Below are 26,226 nucleotides of genomic sequence, written 5' to 3' on the forward strand. Positions count from 1 at the left end.
GGTCGTCTAAACTTTTTCCACGGACACCGCTACGGCCACGGGGATGGCGATTGCGTCATAGACGGGTGAGAACTTCGTCACTTCTTCCAATTGTTCCTTGCCATCATCGCTTTTCACCGTGAAGGTGGCTCGGACCTGCCGAAATCCTTTTCGAACGTCATTGGATAGTCCCAAAAATCCTTGTAGATCGAGATCCCCTTCCAGGCGCAATTCCAGCGATTCGATGTGAATGCCGCGCGCCGCTGCATGGTATACGAGCGAGGTGGTGAGGCAGGCGGCCAGGGCATGTAAGACAAATTCCGCCGGATTGGGCGCTTGGTCATCACCGAGCAGGACCGGCGGTTCCGCCGTCTCGACCACGAAAGGCGCGGTGCGCCCCTGTCCTCCTTGGTTGTGCTGATGGCGAATAATGCTCCGCAACAGGAACCGGTCTGCTGATCGACACAGGTCCGCCCAGTTCATGTCAGTACCCTTCCGCTTCGTCTGGATCAGATTGCATGAGCGAGCCGGAGCAAGCGATCGCGGACCGTATTGAAAGAAAGGTCCTCCGCGCCAGCGCGACCGACAAGGGCTCGACGCGATTCCACGGCGCCAATGAGAGAGCCCGGGCCAGCAGACAATAGCCGATCAGGACACGCGCCGAGGTGCCGATTAGCTGCACCAGATGAATCCACTGCAGCGGAGACCAAAGTCCAAGAGCCAGCAACAGTATGTATGTCGTCCTCACCTGCACGGGGAACGAACTGAGGCTGCCGGTGTGCATTCTGAAATGCACGATCTGAGTCGCGCAGAGCGCCATCGCGAACGGGACTCCCCAGGACCATCCAGCGAGGCCGGCGGCGAGCAATGCAACCGTCACCACCCAGTACCACCAGACGAGATCGCTTGTTGTTGTGTTCATGATCGCCCCTCCTTGGTTCCCGTTCGAATCATCTGACAACCGCTGTCTCAGCACGATTGATGCCGGCCACCCGGCGGCAATGAATTCTTTGATTACTCAAGAAGATAGTGTGGATGCGGTTCCGGCGCCGCGGCGACGGGCTCTTGATGAACAATGAGTTCGGAGAGGTGTGAGCAGCGATGCAGTGAATAGCGGGTCGGGAGAGTGAATCTGAATGGAGCCGGACTGTGAATTAGGATTCAGCTTTGGTGGGTTTTAAAATTCCGAGCGCTTTCATCCGGCTGCTTAGCGTGGAGGCGTTCATACCCAACAAGCGCGCCGCACCCTTATCGCCGGAGACCTTCCAGGCCGCCGACTGGAGGGCGCGCAGGATGTTCGTTCGCTCCAACTCTTCCAACTCTTTCGCCGTGCGGATGGAGCCATCCGGGGTCGGGGAATCTTCCGAGGAGACGGTGCGGGACGATGGCATGTCGGGAAGCGCACGATCAAAGTTCAGCCGGCCATCCGATGCCGTGATGACGGCTCGTTCAATGACATTCTCTAATTCGCGCACGTTCCCCGGCCAAGGATAGGCTTTGAGCCGCCTGATACAGTCCGAGGTCAGCGGCGCGATCCTCCGCCCCATTTGCTTGGCGAACCGGTGAGCGAATGCGGATGCCAGCGTGGCGATATCGTCGCTTCGTTCCCGCAGCGGCGGCAGCAGAATGGGGAACACGTTCAATCGATAAAACAGATCCTGGCGGAAATGTCCCTGCTGCGTCGCCGCGAGCAGGTCGCGGTTCGTTGCGGCCAGGACGCGAACGGCCACCTTCCTGGTCCGCGAGCTGCCCACCGGCTCGAATTCCCCTTGCTGGAGCACTCGCAACAATTTCCCTTGGAGATCAAGCGGCAACTCGCCGATCTCATCGAGAAAGATCGTGCCTTGGTCGGCCAGTGCAAAACGCCCCTCGCGTTTCTTGGTGGCGCCGGTAAAGGCGCCCGCCTCATGGCCGAAGAACTCGCTTTCGATCAAGGCCGCCGGAATCGCGGCGCAGTTCACGGTAATGAGCGGCCGATCACTGCGCCGGCTGGTAGCATGGAGGGCGCGGGCGACCAACTCCTTGCCGGTTCCGGTTTCCCCCATGATCAGAACGGTGGCGTCGGTTTGCGCCACTTTGGCGATGTCGAGCAGAACATGGCGCAGCGCCGGGCTGTCTCCAAGGATGGCGCCGTCGCCGTGGACCGCCTCAAGCGCTTCGCGCAGCAACGCGGTTTCATCGGTGAGCGATTGAATGCGTTGCTCCGCCTCCACGCGGTCCCGCACATTGCGCAGAATGACCGTGTAGAATTTTGCTCGGTGCATGTCAAAGCGGGACAGAGTCGCTTCCGCCGGAAAGGATTGCCCGCCTTGGCAGTGAGCGGTGAGGCCGCCCGGGATCCAGAGCGACCGTTGGCCTTCCGGCCGCTCGTTCAGTTCTGTAACCAAGGGTAGGAGTCGTGCGCCGTCTTCCGGGCTTAAGAAGAAGCGAAGATCCCGTCCGACCATTTCGCCGGCGGGACAGCGGAAGACCTTTTCGGTCGCCGGATTGACCCGGCTGATCCGAAAGTGCGCGTCCAACTCAATGATCGCATCCATCGCGCTGTTGAGTAGACGGCCGACCTTTTCTTCCCGTTCGCGCACGGCGGTTTCGGCGCGCAGCCGCTGGAGTTCCCCGGCCGCTCGGGCGGCGAAGATCTGAAAAATCGCATGGAGACAGGGCTCGTCCGGCATCGGGCGCCGGTCGACCACGGCCAAATGACCCAGGATATTGCCGTCTACATCCAGCAATGGAGCACCCATATAGCTGACGGCGCCCAACGCCTTCACATCCGGCTCATCCGGAAAGATGTCGATTAATCGATCGGGGAAATGGACCAGTCCTTTGCTGTCGATGACTTGTTCACAGGGAGATCCGGCGATGTCGACTTCATAGTCTTTGATCCATTGGCCATCCATCCAGAAGGCCAGTGCCCGCAACGTTCGTCGTTCAGGGAAATATTCGGTTACCCATGCGCCGTGGGTGTGCAACGCCTTGGCTAGATTCTGCACGAGCGCGGAAAAAAAGCCTTCGCCTGTCTCCATGGCGGTGCCCTGGAGAATGGCGCGAAGCGCCGCGTCTGTTTCGAGGCCGCGAAGGGGCAGCGGGATGTCGGTCGGACCGCCTGACATAGTCGAACGGGCGATGTGAGATGGCCGCCATTATGCGGGTCCTATGTGGATTCCGCAAGGGGAGGCCTCCGTGCGGAGCGGTCCATTGATTAGTGTAGGACGTCCCCTTACGCTGAATCGAACTGTGACTTCCTACAGAAACAACCGGAAAGGGGCATCATGGACGATCAAAGACCGCCGCACGGATTTTGGTATGGCGAGATAAACCGCCGGTCCATGCTCAAGCGATTGGGCCTCTGGGGGTCGATCCTCGCACTGCATCCGGGCCCTTTCAGTCACGCCATGGCGGAACGAGCGGAACGGGCTTCGGACGCCCACGAGGCGCCCCCAGCCAATGTCCGACCGGGCGCAGGAACTATTCCGCGTCGCGTATTGGGAAAAACCGGCGTGGAAGTATCGGCCTTGTGCTTCGGCGGCGCTCACTTGGCGAGAATAGAATCGGTAACGGAAGCGATCCGGGTCTTACACGAAGCGATTGACGAAGGCGTGACCTTTATGGATAACGCGTGGGAATACCATCAAGGACGCTCGGAAGAATGGATGGGAAAGGCGCTGCAAGGACGGCGGCAGCAGGTGTTCCTCATGACCAAGGTCTGCTCCCACGGGCGAGACAAGAACGTGGCCCTGCGGCAACTCGAAGAGTCGCTGCGTCGCTTGCGGACGGACTATCTGGATCTCTGGCAGATCCATGAGGTGGTCTATGAAGACGACCCCGATCGGCATTTTATGGCTGGCGGGGCCGCCGAAGCGCTGTTGGAGGCAAAGGAACAAGGCAAGGTTCGGTTTATCGGTTTCACAGGCCACAAGGATCCCGCGATTCATCTCAAGATGCTGGCGCATGACTTTCCGTTCGACACGTGCCAGATGCCGCTGAACGTGTTCGATGGGACCTATCGCAGTTTCGAACAGGACGTGTTGCCGATTCTGAATCAGCGAGGCATCGCCCCGATCGGTATGAAGTCGTTGAGCGGGAACGCAGAAAGCATAGAACAGGGAATCGTCTCGGTCGAGGAGGCGCTCCGATATGTCTTAAGCTTGCCGATCGCGACATTGGTAAGCGGGATTGATTCCAGAACGGTGCTGCGGCAGAACCTCGATATTGTGCGGCGGTTCACGCCGATGACGGTCGCCGACATGGAGGCCTTGCGCAGCCGCGTGGCGCCTTACGCGAAAAGCGGGAAGTTTGAATTGTTCAAATCGTCCAACCGTTATGACGGTCCGGTCGGGCGTGAGCAGCACGGGATCTCGTAGCTCGGTACGGATATTCGGATTGGGAGTGCCGAACTGGCCGCGCTTGGTCCGCCGGAACTATCTCGACATTTTCTGTTTGGGGCTAGTTGTATAGTAATGGCTAACTTGGCGAGACGCGATGCCCAGATTTTTATGCTCCTTGCGTGTTGATTTCGGGTGGGCAATGTATGTCAAACTTTAGGATGGGTCTATCTTGAGGTGTTACAGAAGGGACAAGGACTTTCTATCGTGGTGGCTGGATTCAGTCCTGAGAAACGATGAGGTCGCATGGCGAAATTGATCGAACGGCCCACGCGAGTTGAGGCGGCAGGCAATAAGCCGAAACTCATCGATGAGTTCATTGGCCTGGTGAACTCACGTACCGCGGACGTCAGCCTGGCTCGAATGCAAAGTCCATCCGGATGGGTCGAGCCGGGACAAGCTCCCGAGTTTGATGAGTACACGCTGGTGCTGCGCGGCGTGCTTCATGTGGAAACGAAATCGGGAAGCCTCGATGTCCATGCGGGGCAGGCGGTCATCGCGCCGCGAGGCGTATGGGTTCGATACAGCACGCCGGGGCCGGAGGGGGCTGAATACATTGCCGTCTGCCTCCCGGCCTTTTCCCCCAAAACGGTCCACCGCGATTCCTCGTAATGCGGCTTGATCTCTTCCATCCTTCAAACGCCAGTGGCTGCCATAGGGCTGTGCCTTCCATTCCCTGGACAAAGTGTCCCTCGACAGACAGTCCCTCTTAGCCCGCGGGGCGCGGCGTGACAGATTTCGATTGAGGATCGTTTACTTTAGAGTCCGCCTGTATCGAGGCCCATTGATTGCATCATTCCTTTCGGGGTTCTTGCCTGAGGGTGGCAGCCGCCTGCCTGTTGGACGAATGGGAGACCTGTATGGCGAAGCGGGAGCGGCAGTCGGGACAACTGGCCGACTGGCGCGCATTGCTCAAAAATCGCAATGTAGCGTGGTTGTGGACCGGTCAACTGATCTCGCAAACGGGGGAGGGCCTAAGTAAGGTCGCTCTACTCTGGTTCGTCTACAACATGACCGGATCGGCGCTCAAAATGACGACGATCGGCATCCTGCAGACTATTCCACCGCTGCTGTTCGGGCCCTTCGCCGGCGTCCTGCTCGATCGGATCCATAAACGTACGGCCATGATCGTCATCGACGTCGCAAGAGCCTGCCTGCTCGCAGTCATTCCTCTCCTGTACATGTGGGATCTGCTGACATTGTATTCGCTGTACGCTCTGGTGTTCATCACGGCCATGTTTTCCATGGCGTTCGGCCCGGCGCTGAGCTCCTCCGAACCGCTCATTGTGAAAAAGGAGCAATTGACGCAGATCAATGCTTTGGATCAGAGCACGATGACGATCGGCCAGCTCATCGGCCCCGCCATCAGCGGCATGCTGATCGCGATCATGGGGGCGCAGAATGTGTTATTCGTCAATGCCGGAACGTTTCTGATCTCCGCCTTGTGCAAGATCCCCTTGCGCATTCCACACAAAGTGGTCCCCTCAAACTTCAAGCATCTCTACCGCCAAGCTCTACATGACTTGAAGGAGGGATTCACCTTTATCTTCGTGCGACACCGGCTGTTGGTGGTGTTGATGGCCATTTCTTCTGTCTATACGTTGGGAGCGACGGGGTTCATTTATCTGTTGCCGGTGATCGGCAGGGAGTTGTTACGGGCCAATGCGCTCGAGATCGGATGGTTGTGGGCATCATTGAGCGCGGGGATTCTGATCACGACGATGTGGCTGCTGGCCAGCAAACCAATCGGATTGTGTCGCCGTGTCTGGATGATCGGGATCGCGGCGGGGTTCGCGGGAGGCGCGGCGCTGCTGCTCGCTTCCATCCGGTCGATTCCCCTTGCCGCGCTGTTCATCGCGATTATCGGGGCGAGCTCCGGGTTGGTGAATCCCTTCGTCTCTGTTTCGCTTCAAGAACGCTCGCCGAAACAACTTCTCGCCCGCATATTCAGTGTCTTCAATACCGGCTATTTGGCATTCGCCATGCTCGGCATGACCGTCTTCGGCTGGCTTGCCGACGCCTACGAACCGGTGCTCAGTGTCTTGACGGTAGGAGGCGTCAGTTTAGCCGCCGGCGCCTTTACCTTCGCGATGCTTCCCTGGTGCTATCGCTATGCCCGCGCGGAATCCGGCAAGCAGGCGCTGGCTGCCACCGGATAGCGGATCTCTCACCGCTCGATGATCCCCAAAATGTGACGAATTCGATCCGAAGACGGATTCTGCTCCTGTGTCAAGTCATGGAAGTCTCCGCGGATGATTTTCAACGCATACCGTTCGGTCTCGATTTCACTCGCCGTGCGGAAACCCAGTCGCCGAAACAGCTCGACCGGCGGGCACCAACCTTGGACGGCATGTTGCAAGAGAAACCCCGCAACGATCCCCGGCAGAATAAACCACCGGCGGCCGGCACACCATCCAAGACCCAAGCCGATCAATGATGCACCGGCCGCATTCGCCTCAAGCACCCGCTCCATGTCCCATTCGTACTCCAGTTCCATGAGACGATCATCAAGACGGGATCGACCCTCTCCGGCATAATAGTGAATGCTCTGCTCCGTCCGGCGGCGGATTGCCTGATTGATTGTTTCATCCGTATGTTCTTGCACGCGCGAGGTTGTCGAGGGGATCATCCGAGCCTCCTTGATTGTGCTGGAACGGCCTGGTTATCGCACTTTCTCGGATAACATGAAGGATCGAGCCCGGACGGCCGATGTTCGACCGGGCTCTTCAGGCAAGCAACTCTGCACTGCTGTAGGCACTATTCCAGCAAAGGCCGGCTAGTTGGGCAACTGGTAAGATCTCTAGCAGTCAGACGGGGGTGGCGGTCGGGGTCACATCTTGTGGACCGCGCATGGCGTCATTTGAGTTCGTATCCGATGCCGAAGATGAAGGCTTCATCGAGTTTTTGGCGTCCGGGCGCCGGTTGCGTGTTGAGCCTGAGATCGTATTCCAGATTGAAATAAAAGTCCTTATACACAAACACCCGGAGACCGGTATCCGCGTTGATGCGCATGCCGTTTCCATGGCTCAAGTCATAAAAGCCGTCATGCTTGTGAAAAATGGTGAGGCGGTCCGGAATCAGTTTGTGCTGGAAACGCACACCCCACCGTGAAGACGGGGTCTGGGTCTGAGGAGTTGTCGTAAAATGCTCGCTGACATAGCCGAGTCCGACCGAAGTCGACAAAGAGGTGAGACCGGTATCGAAAAACTGATAGCCGATGCCGGCGCCTAATGTATTGCGGAATTGCAAGTTCTGAAAGGTATCCTTTTCCCAGAGTCCGAATGCATCGAGAAAAACCTTCTTGCTGATGAAATAGTCATACTTCGCCTGAGCCATGGAATTTCTGGCCGTCAGCCGTCCGTCGGCATCGCCGTAATTGTATTTGGCTTCGACAAATAAGCGATGTCGATCCGCGCGTACCGTGAGACGGGCCGCGCCATTGACTGCCTTGGTGCTGGTATTGCCGGAAGTGCTGTTGCCGCCCAAGGTGAAATTGCCCTGATACTGGACGTATCCGATGTTGATGCCTCTGATATTGGCAAGGGGCACGGGATTATCCGGCGACAGGTCGTTCACCTCGATAAAGTCATAGCCGCCGATCAGAAAATCGGATACGATCCCGTTCGACTTGCCCGGCACTTTCAGCGTGATGGGTTTGTCCGATTTGAGGTTCCGCACCTCTCCCCATGTAATTTTGATTTCGCCTCCATAGTTCGTGCGAAGCGTAAGGACATCATCTTCCATTTTCATGATTTGCCCGGATAGACGATCGCCGTTGGAGAGCAGCACTTCGTCTGCGCGGGCGCATGTCCACCACAAAGCCCCGACACAACAACCAAGCAGACATACTATGCGCCCCACGGTGGTGCTCATCCTCGATCCGAGATTGATGGGATGTGAAGTTGAACGGCTTGTGGTCAATACGGAAGCTGACTCATACCATCTAAAGCTCCGAAGGTAAACATCATAGAAAAAAGTTGCAAGAGACAATCGTCTCTGCACGCGAGACAATGAACGCAGCAGACACCAATGCTCACTGAACGAGAGGGCGGGGGTGGTATAGTGCTGCCTGCGCTCATGGCGTAGCGCGGCGCGCTGACGGAAAGACAAGCCTTATAGTCGTCGCCGGTAACGTGAGGACGGACGATGTCTCAATTGAATGATCCGAGGGTGTTCTTTGCCGCCGAACGAACCCTGCTGGCCTGGAATCGGACCAGTCTGACGTTGATGGCATTCGGCTTCGTCATCGAACGCTCGGGATTGCTGCTGCGCGCGCTCACACCTCAACCGGGAATGCCGGGCATCGGCGGCTTATCATTTTGGATCGGAATCGGGTTCATCGTGCTCGGCGCGGTAACTGCGGTCGCAGCGATTGTCCAGTATCGGGCGGTACTGCGCACGCTGAAGCCGGTGGAGATTCCCGAGGGCTATCGAGCCACGATCGGGATTTACGTCAATGCCCTGGTGGCCCTGCTCGGGGCCGCGCTCACGGGGTATCTGCTCTACGGAATAGATGCCCGGTAACGGCAGGAAAGTCAGGTGAGCGACGGGACGGCCGTCAGCAGTTTTTTGACTTGCGCGTGCGCGAGCACGACGTCGGGCATCCGCTGGAGCGCTTCGTAATAGCTCCGTTCGAATCCGTCGCCCATCTCGGACGGCCGTAGTAAAGTCCGTGCTTCGTCGAGCAGACCGGACGCCTTGGCGACGCTGGCCTCGGCTTCCTCTTCGAGCATCTGATCGATCCGAACCAACAGGTTGGATAACGGATGCAGCCAGGCGAACCACGGATCTTTCATGACTAATTGGAGCAATTGGCCGGTGGATTCGATGCGCCCGTATATTCGCTCATAGGTGAGCTGTTCAGCCACGATCAGCGTTCTGTGGAGCCGGAGCAATCCCTGGCGCAGATCCAAAATGCTGTTGCGTACATGGGCTGGTATCGGGTCAACCGGTGTGCCGGGAGACAATGCCATGCTCCTATTGTAGCAGGTTTCTTCCATCGCGCTCCGGTTTCCAGTCCAGGAAGCAGCCGTCACGACGGAAGTTCGGCCAGCCGCAGCGTGTACAGATAATGGTAGAGGCCTTTTCCTTCCATGAGCGACGCATGAGTTCCTTCCTCCACGAGCCGTCCCTTATTGATGACGAGAATTCGGTCGGCGCGTTGAATCGTGGGGAGTCGATGGGCGACGACGAACGTCGTCCGATCCACCATCAGCCGATCGAGCGCCTCCTGTACGAGACGTTCCGATTCGGTATCCAATGAGGAGGTCGCCTCGTCGAGCAACAGGAGACGCGGGTTCTTGAGAATGGCGCGGGCGATCGCCAAGCGCTGCCGCTGCCCCCCGGACAGATTGATGCCCTTTTCGCCGACGATAGTGTCGTATCCATCCGGGAAGGCCGTAATGAATTCATGGGCATGGGCCGCCTTGCTTGCCTCAAAGACTTCCTCTTCGGTCGCCTCTTCCCGGCCATAGCGGATATTTTCGAGAATCGTGCCGCCGAACAGAACGGTTTCCTGCGGGACCAGGGCGATCTGGCGATACAAACTTTCCAATGTGACATGTCTTAAATCGTACCCGTCGAGCGTGATGGCGCCTTCAGTCGGGTCGTAAAATCGGTGGAGGAGGTTCAAGATTGTTGTTTTGCCGGCGCCGGTGGGCCCGACAATCGCGATCAATTCTCCCGGAGCCGCTTCAAAAGAGAGATCGCTCAGAACGGGATGCCGAGAATCATAGAAAAATCCGACTCCTGTGACCTGGATGGCGCCGGAGACGGGGGGAAGCTCAACGGCCGCCGGCGCATCGGCCACCTCGGGCTGCGTATCGAGAATTTCGAATACCCGCTGCATGGCACCCTGGGCTTCCTTGATCTGAGCGAACACTCGAGCCGCAGACCCGAACGGCCCGATCAAGATTCCGGCAAAGAGCACGAAGGCGAACAGATCGCCCGGCGTGACGGCCCCTTCAATGACCTGCCGGCCGCCGTACCAGAGGACCGCCGCCGCCGCCGCAAAGGTAAGCAGGGTGATGACCGGCACAAACACGGCCATGACGGCCGCCCGGCGAAGGGCCAAGCTCAATGCCGTCCGAATCTGGCCGACGAATCGGCGTTCCTCGCGCGCCGTCTGAACGAACGACTTCACGACTCTGATCCCGGCGATGACCTCCTCGACCAGCGTGCTGATGGACGCGGTGCGGTCCTGAATCGACGTGGAGAGCGCTTTCAGCCGCCTGCCGAAAAATTTTGCGACGAGGACCAGCAGTGGCAACAGCAACAGGATGAGCAGGCACAGTCGCCAATTCATCACCAGCAGGAACGCCACTCCTCCGACAAATGTTACCGATTGTTTGGCCGACTCGATCGGCGCCTCGGTCACCACGTTTTGAATTACCGTTACGTCGTTCATGAGCCGGGACATCAGCTCGCCGGTCCGGCGTTTGGCGAAGAAACTAACCGACAGGGTTTGAAGGTGGGCGAAGAGGTGAGTGCGAAAATCGGCGACCACATGCTGGGAGACCCATGCCGTCAGATAACTATGGCCGATGGAACAGAGACCTTGGACGACGACCAGGCCTAGAAAGATGGCGATGAATTCGGTCATGCGCTGCTGGTCGTGTTGAACGGTAATCACATCCCAAAGTGAGCCGGCCAGACGAATCAATGCGAGATTGACGGCCGCCACGGCCATGACGAACAAGGCCGCCACGATCATCCGCGGGATGTAGGGTCGAAGAAAAGGCAAAAACCGCCGGTACGAGGACATCATGACAGCCGGATACAGTTAGGAACGATCGATGGTGAGCCGAGGCGCTGCGCGTCAGGCCGGCAGCCAGAATTATGCGACCGGCCGGCGAGAGGGCGGACTACAGTTGGGCGATCGATTCGATTAGGTTCTTGTTGATCGCGACGAAGTCGGACCGATCCTTCTCATTGATCACGACATCGGTCAGACTGATAAACAGCCGCTGCTCTTCATTGATGGCATCGGACACGCGGTTCCGCATCGGAGGAATCAAGAAATCTCCCACGTAGGTGCAATTCACCGTTCGAACGCGGATGCGAACTTTCTTTCCTTCGGGCACGGATGCCTCCGTCCGTTATGTTGACATCAATCAGCTCTTGCGGCGCAAGAACTTCTGACGCCGGCGCAACTTTTTGTACTTGTGCTTGCGCATTTTTTTCCGGCGCTTCTTCAGAACGCTCGACATACGACCTCTCTTGTACGCGCGGGAGTCTAGAGTCTTTTATCCCAAAATGCAAGAACCTCCTCTCGCCTTGACGTGCCGGAAAGCGGATTCCTATACTGCAGCATGTTTCAACGGACGACGTGGCGGGCGCGGTTTCTCTGCTCCCTCGCCTTGTTCCTCCTATCGGCCTCGGCGATCGGGTGTGCGACCAAGTCGATCCAGTATAAGGAGGATCATGATCGCATCATCCGCATCGATGCCGCCGTTGAGGCGCTGCGCCGCGCGTATGCCGAGCGAGACCGCGGCGGCTTCGAGAGCCTGCTGTTGCCGTCCGGTCGTCTCGATCCGCTCCAACGCGACGTGCTGAACGACTTTGACGCGTATCATGACATCGTGCTGGAATTCGCCATTGACCGTATGCTGATCGACGGCGATACGGTGGATGTGTTCGTTCATTGGCAGGGGCAATGGAAACGGGACTCTTCCGATGCCGGCATCCGGCAGCGGGGTCATGCCCGCCTGCAGTGGACCGGTGTCCAGTCGATCTTGTTGCGGGACGTGGAAGGCGATCTGCCGTTCGGCATGCAAAGCCGGACAGCCGGCATCGAACCCGGTTTCTCTTCCCCTCAAAAGTAACGGGACGGCCATGCGCCGGGCAATGAATAAGACTGAAACGGATTTTCTCGTGATCGGAAGCGGCGTGGCCGGCCTCCGTGCCGCCATCGAACTCAGCAAGGCCGGCCGTGTCCTCGTGCTGACCAAGGGGCATCCCTATGAGAGCAGCTCCATGTTCGCGCAAGGCGGTGTGGCCGTGGCGTTGAGCGAAGAAGATGATGTCAGCATCCATCTGACGGATACGCTGAAGGCCGGCCATGGACTCTGCCGCGAAGAGGCCGTCCGCGTGCTGGTGGAGGAGGGGCCGGAGCGGATTCAGGAACTCATCGCGTGGGGCGCGAAGTTCGACAAGACCGGGCGAAAATTCGCATTTACCCGTGAAGCCGCCCACAGCCGGAGCCGGATTCTGCGGGCGCGCGGGGACGCCACCGGCAACGAAATGGTCCGGGCGCTGATGGCGCATGCGGCGCGGCAGGCCCGGATTCAGCGGGTCGATCGACACTTCACCGTCGATCTCGTGACCGTAGACGGTCGCTGTCGGGGCGCCGTCGTCCTCAACGAGTTGTCGGGTGAACGCTCCATTCTACCGGCCGGCGCGGTGGTGCTCTCGACCGGCGGCGCCGGTCAGATCTATGCCCGCACCACCAATCCGCCGAGCGCGACGGGAGATGGGGTCGCCATGGCGCTGCGTGCTGGGGCTGTCCTCGCCGACATGGAATTCGTCCAATTCCATCCCACCTCGCTGTACCTGCCGTCCAGTCCACCGTTTTTGCTGTCCGAAGCCATTCGCGGCGAAGGTGGCCGGTTGCGCAATATCAAAGGCGAGCTCTTCATGCATCGCTATCATCCGGACGGCCCATTGGCGCCCCGCGATGTGGTGGCTCGGGCGATCTGGTCGGAGATGGCCGCCACGAGGGCGCGTCACGTCTATCTCGACGTCACTCATCTGGGCGCGGCGTTTGTGAAGCGGAGGTTCCCGACGATTTACGCGACCTGTCTGCGGTACGACATCGACATGACGGAAGAATGGATTCCGGTTTCTCCGAGCGCTCACTACATGATGGGCGGCGTATGGACCGATCTCAATGGAGCGACCACGCTTCCCGGTCTCTATGCCGCCGGAGAGGTGGCCTGCAGCGGCGTTCATGGAGCCAATCGGCTTGCCAGCAACTCGTTGCTCGAAGGATTGGTCTTCGGGACGAGAGCGGCTCGCGCCGCGATCGAGCAGGCGGAAATTCAGGAGGCGGCCGTTCGGATGCCCGACTTGGAAGAGCTTGAAGCCGGTGAGGCGGCTGAACTGGAGGACCCGGAAAAGTTGCGCAGCTCCTTGCGTCGTCTGATGTGGGGCAAGGTCGGCCTGGTGCGGTCCCGTGATTCGTTGATCAGTGCATCCGCGCAGTTATCGCGTTGGAGCCGCATGCTTTCCAGATCGTTTACGACCAGGGTGGCATTGGAAGTCAAAAACATGGTGCAGGTGGGACGGTGTATCGCAGATGCGGCGCTGTGGCGGGAAAACAGCATCGGCGCCCATTATCGCTCCGATGTTCCACCGGGGAAGCGGCCGGGCTGGAAGCAACACAGCCATATTTCCATGGCCGATTCGATTGTCAGCGGGAAGCCGCGGAAGGAGCGAGGATCGTTGATCGAATTCCGGCGGCGCGCGACCGGGCCGGGGGTAAGGGCGTGATTCGCTCGTTCAGGAGAAAGGCGCGGTAGTAATACAAGACTTTCTTGACGTAGCGGCGGGTTTCTTCGAATGGCGGAAGGCTTTGATACCGGTCCACGGCGGTTTCTCCGGCATTATACGCGGCCAAGGCGAGAGGCAAATTTCCGTTGAAGCGATCGAGCAACTGCCGCAGGTATTTGGTGCCGCCTCCGATGTTCTGATCAGGATTATACATATCCTGCACGTCTAATTGCATCGCCGTTTGGGGCATCAATTGCATCAATCCGACGGCGCCGGCCCGCGAGATAGCCATCGGATCGAAGTCCGATTCCGCTTTAATGACGGCACGAATCAACGCCGGATGAAGGCCATGTCTTCTCGAATGGCGCGCAATGACCGGCTCAAGCTCGTGTCTCGATATCAATGTTCGCGGTCGTGGGGCCTCGCTGATGATCCGTTTATAGCGCGGGTCGTTCGGCACGTTCGTCAACGTGATGGTGCCGCTGGCATCGATGTATTGATAGATATCGGCATGAGCGGGTTGGAAGCCGGCTAGAACGGCGGCGAAGCACGTCATGACCGGAAGGGCGCAAGACTTCGGCGTCATCGAAAGAACTCTTCATGCGACCGACCGGGACATGGCATGGTTCAAAACTACCACCGGCCTTACAGGCTGTCAAAATAATACGTCGGGATGGCGAAAGGGGCGGCGATGAGGACCTGTAAAATGCGTGCGCTACGGGGCTAATCTGCCGGCTCCAGAAAACGCTCCCGATTCTGCGAGAAAAGTGTCCGCAGTCGCCGGGTGTACGGGCCTGGAGCACCATCTCCGACCGGCGCGCCGCCAATCCAGGTGACCGGCATGATTTCCATGCTGGTGTTGGTCAGAAAACATTCATTGGCATGGGCGAGGTCGAGCGGCGTATAGCGGCCTTCCCGCCGCTCCAGCCCCGCTTCGGCAGCGAGGAGCAGCACGATCTGACGAGTAATCCCGTCCAGGATCCCACATTCCAACGCCGGGGTACAGAGGATCTCCCCGTTGACAAAGAATAAATTGCTCACCGTGCATTCGGTCACTTCGTCCCGCCAGTTCAACAAAATACTGTCGAACACGCCTGCGGCGATCGCCTCCCGCTTGGCCAGAATATTATTCAGGAAGTTTGTGGCTTTGATATGGGGCGACAAGGCTTCGGGCAGATTCCGTTTGGTGCGGGCGATAGTCAACGCGATCCCGGCTTCATACTGACTTTCCGGCGGCGGCGCCAATTCTTTGGTCATGATCACCACCGTCGGACGCTTGCACAATGCGGGATCCAGTCCGATGTCGCCTTCACCCCTGGAAATGGTAATGCGAAGATAGGCGTCCGCCCGCTCATGTCCCACGTTGTTGCGAGTCATGGCTTCATGTAGCAGCGCTGGCCACTCGTGGCGCGGGATGGGAATGTCCAATCCGATCGCTTCGGCGGATCGATAGAGGCGGCTGAGATGCTGATCGAGCATAAAGATTCGGGCGCCGTACGAGCGGATTGTTTCATACACGCCGTCGCCATAGAGAAATCCATGGTCGAATACCGAGATGAGCGCCTGTTCCTTGCGTAGGAATCGATCATGCAGAAACACCCACATCAGTTCGACCTCCCGAGCGCTTTGAACAATGCGCCCGCCTTGTGCAGCGTCTCGTCGTACTCGCTGTCCGGATCGGAATCGGCGACGATTCCGGCGCCGACCTGCACATAGCCGCGGTGCTTCGTGAGGACGAGAGTTCGAATGAGAATGTTGAAGTCGAGGTCCCCGTTCCAGCCGAGATAGCCCAATGCCCCGGTATAGGGTCCGCGGCGCGTCGGCTCCAACTCTTCGATAATTTCCATGCAGCGAATCTTCGGGACGCCGGTAATGGTGCCTCCCGGGAACACGGCCCGAAGTAGATCCAGGCCAGTGAACCCGCTCCCCAGTGTCCCGGAGACATTCGACACGATATGGTTGACATGTGAATATTGCTCGACCGTCATGAAGTCATCGACTTGCACGGATCCGTATTCGCACACACGCCCCAAGTCATTGCGTTCCAGATCCACCAGCATCACATGCTCGGCCCGTTCCTTTGAACTGGCCAGGAGTTCAGTGACGAGGCGCCGATCCTCTTCGTCGCTTTTGCCGCGCGGCCTGGTCCCGGCGATCGGACGCGTTTCGACCCGCCGCCCGCTGAGGCGGATCAACCGCTCGGGGGAAGAACAGACGAGCGCGAGGTCGTCAAAGCGCAGGCATGCGGAGAACGGAGAGGGGTTGACCCGTCGCAGGCGGCCGTACTGTGCGAACGGCAGCGGATCACGCAAAAGCGAGGAAGCCCGGTGCTCGGTTTCGATCGTGAAGCGGTGAGAAATATTGGCCTGATAAATATCTCCGGCGGCGATGTAATCCTGGCAACGGCGCACGCGGTCGGTATAGTCTCGACGTGACTGATCGGGAATAAAATTCACCGCGTCCTGTCCCTCCGGCCGGTCGATGGAACCGATGGAGGCGGCCAGTCTGGCTTCCCATTCAGCGAGCCGATCACAGCCTTCACGATAGAGCTTCTCCCGCGGTTCCGAGCGGAAACGCGACAGCGGCGGGCAGTACATGAGATAAAGCCGATGGTCCGTATGGTCCACCGCCGCGACGAGATCGACAAGCCCAAAGTGAAGGAGCGGCAGTCCAAGATCGTCCTGTGCGACAGAGGGAATCGACTCGATGGTTCGGATCCAGTCGTAGCTCACATAGCCGATTGCCCCTCCAAAAAACGGCGGAAGTCCGGGACCTGATGCGATGTGGGAATCATGGACCAGCCCGAAGAGATGTTCGAGGCCCGATTCATTCAAAGAACAGGTGCGGCCGTTCGATTCCAAGACGGCGCCTGCTTCGGTGCCGGTCACCAGGGCATAGGGCTCATTGCCGAAAAAGGAGTATCGCGCGCTCTGGGTGAGAGAGGCTCCGCTTTCCAGGAGAAACGACGGGGTACCGGATCTGGCGACACGCTGATGGAGCTCAAAGACATCCGCCGCCGGTTCCGGCAAAATGAGGGCGAGCGGTTGCGGAGAACCACGGAGGTAATCGGCTCGTGAAGGGACCAGCATGACCGTCACGATGGGTGAGTAATGGATGACTATACCGTATTTAAATCGGGCGCGCACCGCGCTTCTTGACAAGTCCATGGGGATTCTGCTTGAATTGCGCGCCCGCCTAGGTGAACCCAGGTTTGTGCCAGGGACGCCCATCAAGTGTGGGTGCGTCATGCCCCCCTCCACCGATCCATTCTATGCGGGGCTCGGACAGGCCGTCCGCATAGGGACGGAACTGCTTGCTGCGTTGATTGTGGGAGGTGGATTGGGATGGGCCGTTGATACGTACCTCCTCGATTCTGGTCCATGGGGTTTGGTTGCGGGAATGTTTTTTGGCGCGGCCGCCGGAGTACGGAATGCCTATCGCGCCGCTCAACGGTGGCCGGGATCGCCGGGTGGTCCTGAACGATAAAGGATAGACGTGGAAGAAAGTCCTCTCCATCCATTTGAACTGCATAATTTTGTGCCGATCTCGCTTGGCGGCCTCGATATTTCGGTGAACAAGGCCGTCATCATGATGTGGGTCGTGGTCGGTTTGGTGGCACTGTTGATGATTATGGCATCCTCCGCCAGGAAACTGGTTCCATCCAAGCTCCAAAACCTGGCCGAACTGCTCGTGGAGTTCATCCGCAATATCATTCTCGACACCATGGGCCATCAGGGTATGAAATTTTTTCCCCTGATCGCCACGCTTTTTCTGTTCATCCTATTCTGTAACCTGCTCGGATTGATTCCCGGCACCTATACCGTGACGAGCCAGATCATTGTCACGGCGGTCTTTGCCGTGGCGGTGTACGGGCTCAGCGTCGTGCTCGGATTCGTCCTTCATGGAGCGAAGTTCCTGGGGATCCTGGTGCCGCCGGGGACGCCGGCCTGGTTATTGCCGCTGATGATTCCGATTGAACTGGTGAGTCAGCTTGCAAGGCCGATTTCTTTGGCGGTGCGGTTGTTCGCCAACATGACCGCCGGTCATACCATCCTCGGCGTCTTATTCGGCCTTGCCATCAGCGGTGGGTTGTTGATTGGATGGCTTCCATTCGCCTTTACGATCGCCATGAACGGATTGGAACTCGGCATCGCGTTTATTCAAGCCTATATCTTTACCGTGTTGAGTTGCGTCTATTTGGGAGACGCGATCACCCTGCACGGTCACAGTGAGCACGCGCATTAAGCGTGACTGTCTACTAAGGGAGGAAAGACAAACAATGGACGCAGCAGCAGCAGCATTGGTGGGAATGGGATTGGCGGCCGCCGGCTTTGCCGGAGCCGGCGTGGGGATCGGCTATATCTTCGGTAAGATGATCGAAGCCGTCGCTCGCCAGCCTGAAGCGGAGGGACGGGTCGGGAAGTACATGTGGATCGGATTCGCGTTGGTCGAAGCCATCGCCTTGTACGGGCTCGTGATCGCGTTCATCATCATGGGACTGCGCAAATAAGAGTTCTGGGTTCTGGGTTCTGAATTATGGGTACTGAGTTTAACAACTCAGAACTTCCAACTCAGAACTTCTAACTCCACGAAGGTGATTCATGCCTCAATTTGAGTCTCATTTCTTTTCGTCGTTGATCTTTTGGGAGATCCTGTCCTTCGGAATTCTCCTGTTCTTGCTTTACAAATATGCCTTTCCGGGTATCCTCGGGATTCTGGAGGAGCGGGAAAAGAAGATCAAAGACAGCTTGGACCAAGCAGAACGGCACCGCTCGGAAGCGGAGCGAAAGCTTAAGGAATATGAGGCCAAGCTCAATGCGGTCGCGAAAGAGGCGGACGCGATTCTGGGACAGGCGAAAGAGCGCGCGCAGCGTTTGTGGGACGAGAACGAGCAACGGATGAGCGCGGAGGCCGACCGGATCAAAGGCGACGTGACTCGGGAAATCGACCACGAACGGCGGAAGGCTGTCCAGGAGATTCGCAATCAGACCACTGAACTGGCTCTATTGGTAGCGGAAAAGGTGGTGGGGCGGGCGCTGACCGACGCGGACAACCGGCGGCTGGCCGATGAAGCCTTGGATGCGCTGGCAAAAACCCACACAAATTAGTTCTGAGGTATGAATGAGAAGTTCTGAGTTGATTCAAAAACCTTAACCCTAAACCGCAACTCAGAACTCAGAATTCCATTTATAACTCCTCACTTCTTATCAAGGTGACTCCTCCGAGCCGGTAGCCCTCCAAATCCAGTGTCACAAATCGATAGCCTAGCAGCTTCAGCCCGCGGCTCACTCGTTCGCCTCGGCCTTCCGTAAAGAGAAGCGGAAAATCTTCTGGCGTCAGCTCGATGCGCGCGATGTCGCCATGGTCTCGCACCCGCACATGCCGGAAGCCCTCGTCGGCCAATACCGCCTCGGCACGGTCGATTCGGTGGAGGGTTTCCTTCGTGATTGCCGTCCCGCGCGGGATGCGTGATGACAAGCAGGCTGCTGCCGGCTTGTCCCAGTTCGATAAATCCAACGCTTTGGCCAACTCCCGGATGTCCGCTTTCGTGAAGGCGGCCTCAAGCAGGGGACTTCGGACTCCCCACTCTCGCGCGGCGGCGATGCCGGGCCGATCATCACCCTGATCTTCGAGGTGTACCCCGTCTACGATCGCGCTACCCGCGTATTCTTCCCGGATGCGTCCCAAAGCAGAATACAGATCGGTTTTGCAATGGTAGCAGCGGCTGGCGTCATTGCGGACGAAATCCGGGATCTGGAGTTGATCGGTTTCGAGAATTCGATGAGCCGCGCCGATTTCCATCGCGACGCTGCGGGCTAGTTCCAGTTCTCGCTCAGGCAGTGTGGCCGACACCGCCGTGACGGCGATGGCCCGATCTCCCAGTTCGCCATGTGCGACCTTTAGAACCAAGGAGCTGTCGATGCCTCCGGAAAAAGCCACGACCACCGATTCCATGTCGCGGATGATCTGCCGCATGGTCCGTTGTTTTGATTCGAGCCTGGGATGGAGTTGGAGCATTGGTAAACCCTGCATGGGGCTGTGCAGCGAGGTTAAGGTTGTGGTTATTGTTTGACCTTGGCCTTCGCGATGGCGCCCACCACCACGAGCGCATAATGTTGGGGATCGAGATACTGCTTCGCAACGCGCAAGACGTCATCTTTCGTGACTTTCTCGATCGCCTTGGGGTACTGGGTGAAGTAGTCCAGTCCCAGATTGTAAAACTCCACTTGCGCCAACACCTGCGCCAATTTGGCGCTCGTGTCGATGCGCAATGGAAAGCTGCCCATGATGAACGACTTGGCATCGTTGAGTTCTTGGTCGGAGACGGGACTCTCGCGCATGCCTTTCATTTCTTGCAGGACGCCGGTAATCGCCTGGTTGGTGGCTTCGGTTCTGGTTTGGAGATTGACCATGAATGCGCCCGGCATCAATCTCGTGTCGAAATGGCTCATGACGCCATAGGCCAGTCCTTGCTTGTCCCGAATGCTGTCCATCAAGCGGGAAGAAAATCCTCCGGCTCCGAGGATGTAGTTCATCACGGTGATGGGATAGTAATCGGGACTGGTTCGGCTGATGCCCGCATGGCCGAGAATGATCGTCGACTGGGTCAGGTCCTTGTCGATCAACTGGACCATCTTGCGGTCAACCGGCGCGGGCTTCTTCTGGGAGAAAGTCGGCGGGGTCCCTTTCTTCCATGATCCGAAATGGGTCTGTATGAGGGCGGAGGCTTGATCCTGCGTCAAGTCGCCGACAACGGCCATGATGGTCTGGTTGGGAAGATATTCCCGCGCATGAAACTGCTGGACATCCGCCAGCGTAATCTTGTTGAGCGATTCTTCGCTGCCGTTGGCCGGCCAGCGATATGGATGTCCATGGAAGACCAGCTGATTGAAGGCCTTCAATGCGACATGGCCGGGATCGTCTTCGTCGCTCGCAATCTCGCCCACGATTTGGGCGCGAACCCGGTCGAACTCCTGCTTGTGAAACGCCGGATGCATCAGCACATCCGCCAGCAGCGAAATCCCGAGATCGGCATCCTTCTTGAGCACCCGGACGGACGCGGTAGTGAAGTCTTCCGAGGCCTTTGCCGCCAGCGCCCCTCCGACAAAATCGATTTCTTCGGCAATCTGCTTTGAACTACGCGTTGCCGTCCCCTCATCGAGCAGGCTGGCGACGAGATTCGCAAGTCCTGCTTTGTCGGAAGGATCCTGAGCCGATCCGACTTTGACGAGGGCATGCACTTCCACGGTCGGCAGATAGTGTTGTTCCAAGAACAGCACCGTGATCCCGTTCGGGGTCACGAAGCGGATCGGATTGATATCGGCGGCCGAGCTTGGCCCCGCCGGCGCCGCGAGCAGCCCGAGGAGCAGGACCGCAGCCGCACAGGCCTGGCCTACATGACGCAACAGAATGATCATTGACCGGCAAAAAGAGTCGCGAAAGGGTGAGCCATGCTGATTCATAGGTCGACCTTCCTAGTGCGGCGAGGTCGCATCCGGTGTGTTGGCGCGCGGAGGTTGCGGAATCAGCATCCCGATCGTCCTCGTGTCGTCGATGAGATATTTGTTCGCCACTCGTTGAACGTCTTGCGCCGTCACGGCATGGGTCCGCTCGATGAATTGGCTCACTTTCCGCCATCCGGCTCCGACCGTCTCCGCTTCGCCGAGCAGCATCGCGTGTCGAAAATTTGAATCCTGCTCGAAGATCCGCCCGGCTTCAATTTGATTCTTCGCCCGCTGCAGCTCAAGCTCGGTCGGCGGCTCGTTCTGCAGGCGCCGAATCTCCTTCACGAGGTTTTCCTCAACCGATTCGATTTTTTCGCCGGGCCGGACCAGCGCGTAAAAGTAAAACAAGCCGGGATCCGCCTGCATCAAGCTGTATTCCGCGCCGACTGCCAAGCCCAATTTTTGCTCGTATACCAGGCTCTGGTACAGGCGTGAGCTTTTCCCGTGCGACAGAATCGACTCCAGAATGTTGAGCGCGTACGAATCCTCGCTCGTGTAGTTCGGCACGCGGTAGCCCATCATGACGAACGGCACCTGGGCTTCCCGTTTCAAAAGAAATCGGCGCTCGCCGCGTTGTTCCGGCTCCATGGCGACCGTGGGCTTCGGCGTCGGCCCTTTGGGAATCGGTTCGAATAACTTGGTGATGGTCTGAATCAATGTGTCGGCCTTGATGTCGCCCACAATGACCAACGTGGCATTGTTCGGCGAGTAGTAGGTGTCGTAGTGCCGTTGCAAATCTTCCAAGGTCATGGCGTCCAAGTCCGCAAACCAGCCAATGACCGGCCAATGGTAAGGATGGCTGACATAGGCCTGCGCGAAAAGGGCTTCGACGAGCGCTCCCTGGGGATCGTCTTCGGAGCGGAGGCGACGCTCTTCCTTTACGACTTCTCGTTCGGTCTTGAACTCATTGCCGTCCAGGATAAGGCCCTGCATCCGGTCCGACTCAAGCTCCAATGCGAGGGTCACTCGATCGGCCGCCAAATTCTCGAAATAGGCGGTGAAATCCTGGCTGGTGAACGCATTGTCCATCCCGCCGTTTTTTCGGATCAGGCGGGAGAACGACCCCTTCGGGAACCGATTGGTGCCCTTGAACATCATGTGTTCCAGCATATGAGAGAGGCCGGCCCTGCCCATCACTTCATTTCTGGAGCCGACCTTGTACCAGACCTGGACGGTCGCGACCGGTGCTTTGGGGACCTCGACCAACAACACCCTCATGTCGTTGGAGAGCACGAATTCTTTAGGTTCAACGGCGTGGGACACCGGTAGGGCCGCCGCCGATATCGTGAACAGTGTTCCGAGGATTGTGGATATGATGCGGCCGGATGTGGGGCGGAGAAATAAGATCATGAGTTCATGACGGAAATCCATCTCATGCTAGCAACGGCTTTGAATCTGTGTCAAGGTAATCGCAGCATCGCCCGCGACATTGCCGAGCTGCCCGCAGGCGCCGAGGACATCGCGCCCGCGGCTTTTTCTCACGAAGGTGTCGAGGCCGTGGCGGCGAAGGATCTCCTGGAAGGCATTCACCGCCTCATCCGACGGGCGGCGAAAGAAACTGCCGGGAAACGGGTTAAACGGAATCAAGTTCACCTTGCTGCGTAGTCCCCGCAGCAATGAAACTAAGCGGCGGGCGTCGTCCAAGCCGTCATTGACGCCACCCAATAACACATATTCGAACGTCAGACGGCGGTGTGAGGGAAGCGGATAGGCGCGGCAGGCCGCTAGGAGACTTTGAAGAGAATGAAGCCGATTGGCGGCGGGCATGAGTCGTTGCCTCATGTGATCCGTTGTCGCATTGAGTGAAATGGCGAGGTTCACCCCGAGCGGGGCCATTTCTCTGAGGCGAGTCGCCAGGCCGGCCGTCGAAATAGTAATGCGTCGGGGAGAAAATCCGAACCCCCACACATTGTTCGTCAGCCGCCCGATCGCATCGACAAGGGCGTCAAGATTGGCCAGCGGCTCCCCCATGCCCATGAAGACGAGATTTGTAATCGGTGTCTCTTCCGGGGTGTGATGCTGCGCCGCCAGGACCTGCGTCAGGATTTCAGCAACTCGTAAGTTCCGCCGAAGGCCCATGGTACCGGTGAGACAAAAACCGCAATCCAACGTGCATCCGACCTGGGTGGACAGGCACAAGGTCAATCGGTCGTCCTCGGGAATCAATACGCTCTCCACCGCCAGGCCGTCGGACAAGGTAAATACCAATTTTTTCGTCCCGTCCTTCGATGTATGGATCCGGCAATCCCGAGGCCTCGAGATGACGGCGCAATTCGAGAGCCGATTCCGGTCGTCCCTGGACAGGTCACTCATTCGCGCGATATCCGTCTCCCGGCGGCGATATAGCCATCGCAGTACTTGCTTGGCGCGATAAGACGGCCATCCGAGTCCCCGGACGAGTTGCACCATGCCGAATTCATCCAGGCTGAGAAGGTCCACTGGTTCTGTAAGCTGCTGCGCCGGCGTCGCCATGTGGCAAAAGCCTAACACACCAAAAAAAGTGCTGACAACCGAAGGCCCACGTCGAATCGACGGCAGGCTGTTCTCGCCGCGTCGAAGCCACTATAATGAGTCTCAGTTGTCATGATATTCGCATCCTCAACAGGTCCTATCCCTTCGGTACTTAAGCGGATGCAGGGATGGTTGGTTCTCTGTGCTCTGCTGGGGCTTACTTGCCTGATGCTGCCCACCGTGTCAGGCCAGTCTCCGCCTCAGCAGCTGGGGCCTCAGTGGTCCTGTGATTCGCCTGAAGATTGTTTTAGGTCGGTCGCCGCCATCCGTGACAATCGCACAACGGTGGAACGGCGGGATGAGGTACTTTCAACGAAGATCGAGCGGCTCCGTACCATCATGGAGCGCTATCCCGCATCTCTCTGGGCCAAGCGAGCCGGGGTACTCTTGGGCATTCTTCTGATTGATCGGGAGCCCGCCGAAGCGATCCGGTATCTCAAGAGCGCCCAACGCGATTTTCCTCTACTGGAAGACTATTTCCGCCTATGGATCGGTGATTCACTGGTGAAATTGAATGACGGGGCGGAGGCTGCAAAGTCTTTCGAATCGATCCGCGACGCCGTGCCCGATTCAAGTCTGGTGGTGCGAAGCGCCTATCGAACGGGAGAGACGTACTATGTGCTCAATGATTGTTCTGCCGCCATAGAATGGCTCAGCCGGGCTCTGGCACTGAATGACAAGGACCGGGCGGCTCCGCCGGCTTTGGTTCATTTGGCGGATTGCCATGATCGCGCGGGCCGGATCACGGAAGCCCGCACGGCGTTCAAACAGGCGTGGATTCGATTCCCCCACACGGCCGAAGCGCGGGAGGCAAAAGCGCGCCTTGATGCCAATGGGGGCGGAGAAGCGTGGACCCCGTCGGCGGACGACCATTATCAACGCGCACAAGCGTTTCTCGGCCTCGCCATGCAAGCCGAAGCGATCGAGGAACTGCGGCGCGTTCTCTCGCTGGAGCCGCAGCACCCTCGTCGATACGAGGCGAGGCTGAAACTCGGCATCGCTCAGACGAGACTGAAGCAGTATGACCTGGCGCGGGAGACCTTCCGCAACCTATCGATGGAACGTGCTCCGGAGGCGAACGAAGCGCAGGTATGGCTCTCTCGGGTGTATTTGCGCCAGGGATTGGGTGACAAGTTGCTGGAATTGGCTCGCCTGTCATTACATTCCACGCTGACCAATGATCAAAAAGCGATGGTGCAGTTGTTTGCCGGTGTCTGGCTCGAAGATCAAAACCGCTTTGATGACGCAGTCGGCGCTTTCCGCCAGGTGGCAAAATACGGAGAGTCGGCCTCGCAGCGCGCGGAGGGATTATGGAGAGTGGGATGGGTGCAATATCGCACGGCTCGGTATGCGGAGGCCGTCGAAACATTCAAAACGTTGGCGGACGCCCAAGTCAGCGCATTCGAGCCGCAGGCGCTTTATTGGTTGGCGCGAGCCTCGGATCATGACAAAAACGGCAAGGCGCATGACTATTACAGTCGTGTGTGCCAGCGCCAGCTGTATAGCTACTACTGCCAGTTGGCTATGCGGCAAGCCGATGTGCGGCTTGAGCCCATCCCGCAAGTCGTCCCTGTCAGCACCGGAGTCGAGGATCCGCCCCTGCCGGAAAACAGGCGGCTTGAAATTGAGCGACATCCGGCCTACCGGCGGGCGGTCGAACTGAAAATTCTGGGTCTCACCCAGGATGCCGCCCGTGAGCTCGCAACACTCACGGAGCAGTACAGTCGGGACGAAGAAGTCCTGCTCGCGTTTTCGGCTCTCTTGAATGAAGTGGGCGCCTACTATCCCGCGTTGCGTTTGGCCAAAACTCATTTTCGTGACAAGCTCGAGCGGGGCGGAGCCCCGGCTTCCTCTGTGCTCTGGACGGTGGCGTACCCGACCGGGCTTGTTCCGACCATCCAGTCTCAAGGCGTCACACAGGTCAATCCGTATCTTGCCGCCGCCATTATCCGCGAAGAAAGTCAATACGATGAAAAAGCGGTGTCGATGGTCGGGGCGGTAGGTCTGATGCAACTGATGCCTGCGACGGCAAATCAGGTGGCGCAACGATTTGGGTTGTCGGCAGTGGAGCGGGAAGATCTCTTCGATCAAAGCACCAATATCGGTCTGGGTGTACGATACCTGGGCCAATTGCTGGATCAGTTTTCCGGCAATATCGCTTACGCGGTCGCCGCCTATAATGCCGGTCCAACCGCCGTCACCGGCTGGATTTCCACCCACCGGGGGCGCGAGCAGGACGAATTTATTGAATTAATCCCGTATCAAGAGACTCGTCTCTACGTCAAACGGGTGCTTCGCAGCTACGGCGAGTATTTGCGCCTTCACCGGCTCTCCTCCTAGTCTTCCTTTCTTGACAAGGT

26 protein-coding genes and 1 pseudogene are annotated in these 26,226 nt (G+C 58.2%); 11 read left to right on the plus strand and 16 right to left on the minus strand.

Annotated features, from left to right (window positions below; translation table 11 throughout):
- Positions 1–6: 6 nt before the first annotated feature.
- The 3 genes from ACWGXE_RS03775 to ACWGXE_RS03785 form a co-directional block, all read right to left on the minus strand.
- A complete protein-coding gene (locus tag ACWGXE_RS03775; RefSeq protein ID WP_447601441.1) occupies positions 7–462 on the minus strand; it encodes an OsmC family protein in 456 nt (151 codons plus the stop codon).
- A 1-nt stretch (position 463) separates the two neighbouring features.
- A complete protein-coding gene (locus ACWGXE_RS03780; protein WP_447601443.1) occupies positions 464–901 on the minus strand; it encodes a hypothetical protein in 438 nt (145 codons plus the stop codon).
- 232 nt (positions 902–1,133) lie between these two features.
- Positions 1,134–3,089, minus strand: a complete 1,956-nt coding sequence (locus ACWGXE_RS03785; protein ID WP_447601445.1) for a sigma-54 interaction domain-containing protein — start codon at positions 3,087–3,089, stop codon at positions 1,134–1,136.
- Positions 3,090–3,248: 159 nt separating this feature from the next.
- Here ACWGXE_RS03785 and ACWGXE_RS03790 point away from each other — a divergent pair, with 159 nt between their 5' ends.
- The 3 genes from ACWGXE_RS03790 to ACWGXE_RS03800 all read left to right on the plus strand — a co-directional run bounded on the left by ACWGXE_RS03790 (position 3,249) and on the right by ACWGXE_RS03800 (position 6,520).
- A complete protein-coding gene (locus ACWGXE_RS03790) occupies positions 3,249–4,340 on the plus strand; it encodes an aldo/keto reductase (protein WP_447601447.1) in 1,092 nt (363 codons plus the stop codon).
- 267 nt (positions 4,341–4,607) lie between these two features.
- Positions 4,608–4,973: a cupin domain-containing protein gene (locus ACWGXE_RS03795; protein WP_447601448.1), complete on the plus strand. Its 366-nt coding sequence runs from the start codon at positions 4,608–4,610 to the stop codon at positions 4,971–4,973.
- A gap of 248 nt (positions 4,974–5,221) precedes the next feature.
- Positions 5,222–6,520, plus strand: a complete 1,299-nt coding sequence (locus tag ACWGXE_RS03800) for an MFS transporter (RefSeq protein WP_447601449.1) — start codon at positions 5,222–5,224, stop codon at positions 6,518–6,520.
- An 8-nt stretch (positions 6,521–6,528) separates the two neighbouring features.
- Here the strand turns inward: ACWGXE_RS03800 and ACWGXE_RS03805 are convergent, their stop codons facing one another.
- Positions 6,529–6,990 carry a hypothetical protein gene (locus ACWGXE_RS03805; protein WP_447601450.1) on the minus strand — a complete coding sequence of 154 codons (462 nt, stop codon included), beginning with the start codon at positions 6,988–6,990 and terminating at the stop codon, positions 6,529–6,531.
- A 227-nt stretch (positions 6,991–7,217) separates the two neighbouring features.
- Positions 7,218–8,222, minus strand: a complete 1,005-nt coding sequence (locus ACWGXE_RS03810) for a DUF481 domain-containing protein (protein WP_447601452.1) — start codon at positions 8,220–8,222, stop codon at positions 7,218–7,220.
- A 285-nt stretch (positions 8,223–8,507) separates the two neighbouring features.
- Between ACWGXE_RS03810 and ACWGXE_RS03815 the strand changes: the two genes are divergently transcribed.
- Positions 8,508–8,885, plus strand: coding sequence for a YidH family protein (locus ACWGXE_RS03815; RefSeq protein WP_447601454.1), 378 nt, complete (start codon positions 8,508–8,510; stop codon positions 8,883–8,885).
- Between the two features lie 11 nt (positions 8,886–8,896).
- Here ACWGXE_RS03815 and ACWGXE_RS03820 read toward each other — a convergent pair whose 3' ends face one another.
- From ACWGXE_RS03820 to ACWGXE_RS03835, 4 genes and pseudogenes are all read right to left on the minus strand, one after another.
- Positions 8,897–9,334, minus strand: coding sequence for a hypothetical protein (locus ACWGXE_RS03820; protein ID WP_447601456.1), 438 nt, complete (start codon positions 9,332–9,334; stop codon positions 8,897–8,899).
- Between the two features lie 59 nt (positions 9,335–9,393).
- On the minus strand, positions 9,394–11,127 hold the full coding sequence (locus tag ACWGXE_RS03825; protein ID WP_447601458.1) for an ABC transporter ATP-binding protein: 1,734 nt from the start codon (positions 11,125–11,127) through the stop codon (positions 9,394–9,396).
- A gap of 97 nt (positions 11,128–11,224) precedes the next feature.
- A complete protein-coding gene (locus ACWGXE_RS03830; RefSeq protein WP_447601460.1) occupies positions 11,225–11,443 on the minus strand; it encodes a DUF6812 domain-containing protein in 219 nt (72 codons plus the stop codon).
- Between the two features lie 68 nt (positions 11,444–11,511).
- A pseudogene (locus ACWGXE_RS03835) lies at positions 11,512–11,569 on the minus strand (AURKAIP1/COX24 domain-containing protein); the annotation flags it as partial.
- 102 nt (positions 11,570–11,671) lie between these two features.
- Between ACWGXE_RS03835 and ACWGXE_RS03840 the strand changes: the two are divergent.
- Both ACWGXE_RS03840 and nadB read left to right on the plus strand, forming a co-directional pair.
- On the plus strand, positions 11,672–12,184 hold the full coding sequence (locus ACWGXE_RS03840; RefSeq protein WP_447601461.1) for a hypothetical protein: 513 nt from the start codon (positions 11,672–11,674) through the stop codon (positions 12,182–12,184).
- 22 nt (positions 12,185–12,206) lie between these two features.
- Positions 12,207–13,850, plus strand: coding sequence for an L-aspartate oxidase (gene nadB / locus ACWGXE_RS03845; protein ID WP_447601462.1), 1,644 nt, complete (start codon positions 12,207–12,209; stop codon positions 13,848–13,850).
- Here nadB and ACWGXE_RS03850 read toward each other — a convergent pair.
- From ACWGXE_RS03850 to ACWGXE_RS03860, 3 genes are all read right to left on the minus strand, one after another.
- Positions 13,771–14,436 (minus strand): lytic transglycosylase domain-containing protein, encoded by a 666-nt coding sequence (locus ACWGXE_RS03850; protein ID WP_447601463.1) that lies wholly within the window; start codon positions 14,434–14,436, stop codon positions 13,771–13,773. The genes nadB and ACWGXE_RS03850 overlap by 80 nt on opposite strands.
- 137 nt (positions 14,437–14,573) lie before the next feature.
- Complete coding sequence (locus ACWGXE_RS03855) at positions 14,574–15,455, minus strand: aminotransferase class IV (RefSeq protein WP_447601464.1); 882 nt, start codon at positions 15,453–15,455, stop codon at positions 14,574–14,576.
- Positions 15,455–17,017 carry an anthranilate synthase component I family protein gene (locus tag ACWGXE_RS03860; protein ID WP_447601466.1) on the minus strand — a complete coding sequence of 521 codons (1,563 nt, stop codon included), beginning with the start codon at positions 17,015–17,017 and terminating at the stop codon, positions 15,455–15,457. The genes ACWGXE_RS03855 and ACWGXE_RS03860 overlap by 1 nt, the downstream gene beginning before the upstream one ends.
- Between ACWGXE_RS03860 and ACWGXE_RS03865 the strand changes: the two genes are divergently transcribed.
- From ACWGXE_RS03865 to atpF, 4 genes are all read left to right on the plus strand, one after another.
- Positions 17,016–17,336 (plus strand): AtpZ/AtpI family protein, encoded by a 321-nt coding sequence (locus ACWGXE_RS03865; RefSeq protein WP_447601468.1) that lies wholly within the window; start codon positions 17,016–17,018, stop codon positions 17,334–17,336. The genes ACWGXE_RS03860 and ACWGXE_RS03865 overlap by 2 nt on opposite strands.
- A 9-nt stretch (positions 17,337–17,345) precedes the next feature.
- A complete protein-coding gene (locus ACWGXE_RS03870) occupies positions 17,346–18,095 on the plus strand; it encodes a F0F1 ATP synthase subunit A (protein WP_447601470.1) in 750 nt (249 codons plus the stop codon).
- A 34-nt stretch (positions 18,096–18,129) separates the two neighbouring features.
- Positions 18,130–18,360, plus strand: a complete 231-nt coding sequence (atpE, locus tag ACWGXE_RS03875) for an ATP synthase F0 subunit C (RefSeq protein ID WP_013250231.1) — start codon at positions 18,130–18,132, stop codon at positions 18,358–18,360.
- A gap of 91 nt (positions 18,361–18,451) precedes the next feature.
- Positions 18,452–18,958, plus strand: a complete 507-nt coding sequence (gene atpF, locus ACWGXE_RS03880; protein WP_447601472.1) for a F0F1 ATP synthase subunit B — start codon at positions 18,452–18,454, stop codon at positions 18,956–18,958.
- Positions 18,959–19,037: 79 nt separating this feature from the next.
- Here the strand turns inward: atpF and larE are convergent, their stop codons facing one another.
- From larE to rlmN, 4 genes are read right to left on the minus strand one after another with little or no spacing between them, the layout of a single operon-like run.
- Positions 19,038–19,868: an ATP-dependent sacrificial sulfur transferase LarE gene (larE, locus tag ACWGXE_RS03885; RefSeq protein WP_447601474.1), complete on the minus strand. Its 831-nt coding sequence runs from the start codon at positions 19,866–19,868 to the stop codon at positions 19,038–19,040.
- Between the two features lie 44 nt (positions 19,869–19,912).
- On the minus strand, positions 19,913–21,313 hold the full coding sequence (locus ACWGXE_RS03890; protein ID WP_447601475.1) for a M16 family metallopeptidase: 1,401 nt from the start codon (positions 21,311–21,313) through the stop codon (positions 19,913–19,915).
- A 12-nt stretch (positions 21,314–21,325) separates the two neighbouring features.
- The gene (locus tag ACWGXE_RS03895) at positions 21,326–22,705 is read right to left on the minus strand and encodes a M16 family metallopeptidase (RefSeq protein WP_447601477.1); all 1,380 of its coding nucleotides are present in this window, start codon (positions 22,703–22,705) and stop codon (positions 21,326–21,328) included.
- A 27-nt stretch (positions 22,706–22,732) separates the two neighbouring features.
- Positions 22,733–23,827: a 23S rRNA (adenine(2503)-C(2))-methyltransferase RlmN gene (gene rlmN, locus ACWGXE_RS03900; protein WP_447601479.1), complete on the minus strand. Its 1,095-nt coding sequence runs from the start codon at positions 23,825–23,827 to the stop codon at positions 22,733–22,735.
- 111 nt (positions 23,828–23,938) lie between these two features.
- On the opposite strand from rlmN, the gene ACWGXE_RS03905 reads away from it, so the two are divergent.
- Entirely contained in the window at positions 23,939–26,206 is a 2,268-nt protein-coding gene (locus tag ACWGXE_RS03905) for a lytic transglycosylase domain-containing protein (RefSeq protein WP_447601480.1), read from the plus strand.
- Positions 26,207–26,226: the final 20 nt, after the last annotated feature.

The organism is Nitrospira sp. Nam80 (assembly GCF_965152575.1).

What these genes read in the sequence shown, in the direction of transcription:
- ACWGXE_RS03775 (WP_447601441.1), bottom strand. Translation starts at nt 462, where the DNA reads ATGAACTGGGCGGACCTGTGTCGATCAGCAGACCGGTTCCTGTTGCGG.
- ACWGXE_RS03780 (WP_447601443.1), bottom strand. Translation starts at nt 901, where the DNA reads ATGAACACAACAACAAGCGATCTCGTCTGGTGGTACTGGGTGGTGACG.
- ACWGXE_RS03785 (WP_447601445.1), bottom strand. Translation starts at nt 3,089, where the DNA reads ATGTCAGGCGGTCCGACCGACATCCCGCTGCCCCTTCGCGGCCTCGAA.
- ACWGXE_RS03790 (WP_447601447.1), top strand. Translation starts at nt 3,249, where the DNA reads ATGGACGATCAAAGACCGCCGCACGGATTTTGGTATGGCGAGATAAAC.
- ACWGXE_RS03795 (WP_447601448.1), top strand. Translation starts at nt 4,608, where the DNA reads ATGGCGAAATTGATCGAACGGCCCACGCGAGTTGAGGCGGCAGGCAAT.
- ACWGXE_RS03800 (WP_447601449.1), top strand. Translation starts at nt 5,222, where the DNA reads ATGGCGAAGCGGGAGCGGCAGTCGGGACAACTGGCCGACTGGCGCGCA.
- ACWGXE_RS03805 (WP_447601450.1), bottom strand. Translation starts at nt 6,990, where the DNA reads ATGATCCCCTCGACAACCTCGCGCGTGCAAGAACATACGGATGAAACA.
- ACWGXE_RS03815 (WP_447601454.1), top strand. Translation starts at nt 8,508, where the DNA reads ATGTCTCAATTGAATGATCCGAGGGTGTTCTTTGCCGCCGAACGAACC.
- ACWGXE_RS03820 (WP_447601456.1), bottom strand. Translation starts at nt 9,334, where the DNA reads ATGGCATTGTCTCCCGGCACACCGGTTGACCCGATACCAGCCCATGTA.
- ACWGXE_RS03825 (WP_447601458.1), bottom strand. Translation starts at nt 11,127, where the DNA reads ATGATGTCCTCGTACCGGCGGTTTTTGCCTTTTCTTCGACCCTACATC.
- ACWGXE_RS03840 (WP_447601461.1), top strand. Translation starts at nt 11,672, where the DNA reads ATGTTTCAACGGACGACGTGGCGGGCGCGGTTTCTCTGCTCCCTCGCC.
- nadB (WP_447601462.1), top strand. Translation starts at nt 12,207, where the DNA reads ATGAATAAGACTGAAACGGATTTTCTCGTGATCGGAAGCGGCGTGGCC.
- ACWGXE_RS03850 (WP_447601463.1), bottom strand. Translation starts at nt 14,436, where the DNA reads ATGACGCCGAAGTCTTGCGCCCTTCCGGTCATGACGTGCTTCGCCGCC.
- ACWGXE_RS03855 (WP_447601464.1), bottom strand. Translation starts at nt 15,455, where the DNA reads ATGTGGGTGTTTCTGCATGATCGATTCCTACGCAAGGAACAGGCGCTC.
- ACWGXE_RS03865 (WP_447601468.1), top strand. Translation starts at nt 17,016, where the DNA reads ATGGGGATTCTGCTTGAATTGCGCGCCCGCCTAGGTGAACCCAGGTTT.
- ACWGXE_RS03860 (WP_447601466.1), bottom strand. Translation starts at nt 17,017, where the DNA reads ATGGACTTGTCAAGAAGCGCGGTGCGCGCCCGATTTAAATACGGTATA.
- atpE (WP_013250231.1), top strand. Translation starts at nt 18,130, where the DNA reads ATGGACGCAGCAGCAGCAGCATTGGTGGGAATGGGATTGGCGGCCGCC.
- atpF (WP_447601472.1), top strand. Translation starts at nt 18,452, where the DNA reads ATGCCTCAATTTGAGTCTCATTTCTTTTCGTCGTTGATCTTTTGGGAG.
- larE (WP_447601474.1), bottom strand. Translation starts at nt 19,868, where the DNA reads ATGCTCCAACTCCATCCCAGGCTCGAATCAAAACAACGGACCATGCGG.
- ACWGXE_RS03890 (WP_447601475.1), bottom strand. Translation starts at nt 21,313, where the DNA reads ATGAATCAGCATGGCTCACCCTTTCGCGACTCTTTTTGCCGGTCAATG.
- ACWGXE_RS03895 (WP_447601477.1), bottom strand. Translation starts at nt 22,705, where the DNA reads ATGATCTTATTTCTCCGCCCCACATCCGGCCGCATCATATCCACAATC.
- rlmN (WP_447601479.1), bottom strand. Translation starts at nt 23,827, where the DNA reads ATGGCGACGCCGGCGCAGCAGCTTACAGAACCAGTGGACCTTCTCAGC.
- ACWGXE_RS03905 (WP_447601480.1), top strand. Translation starts at nt 23,939, where the DNA reads ATGATATTCGCATCCTCAACAGGTCCTATCCCTTCGGTACTTAAGCGG.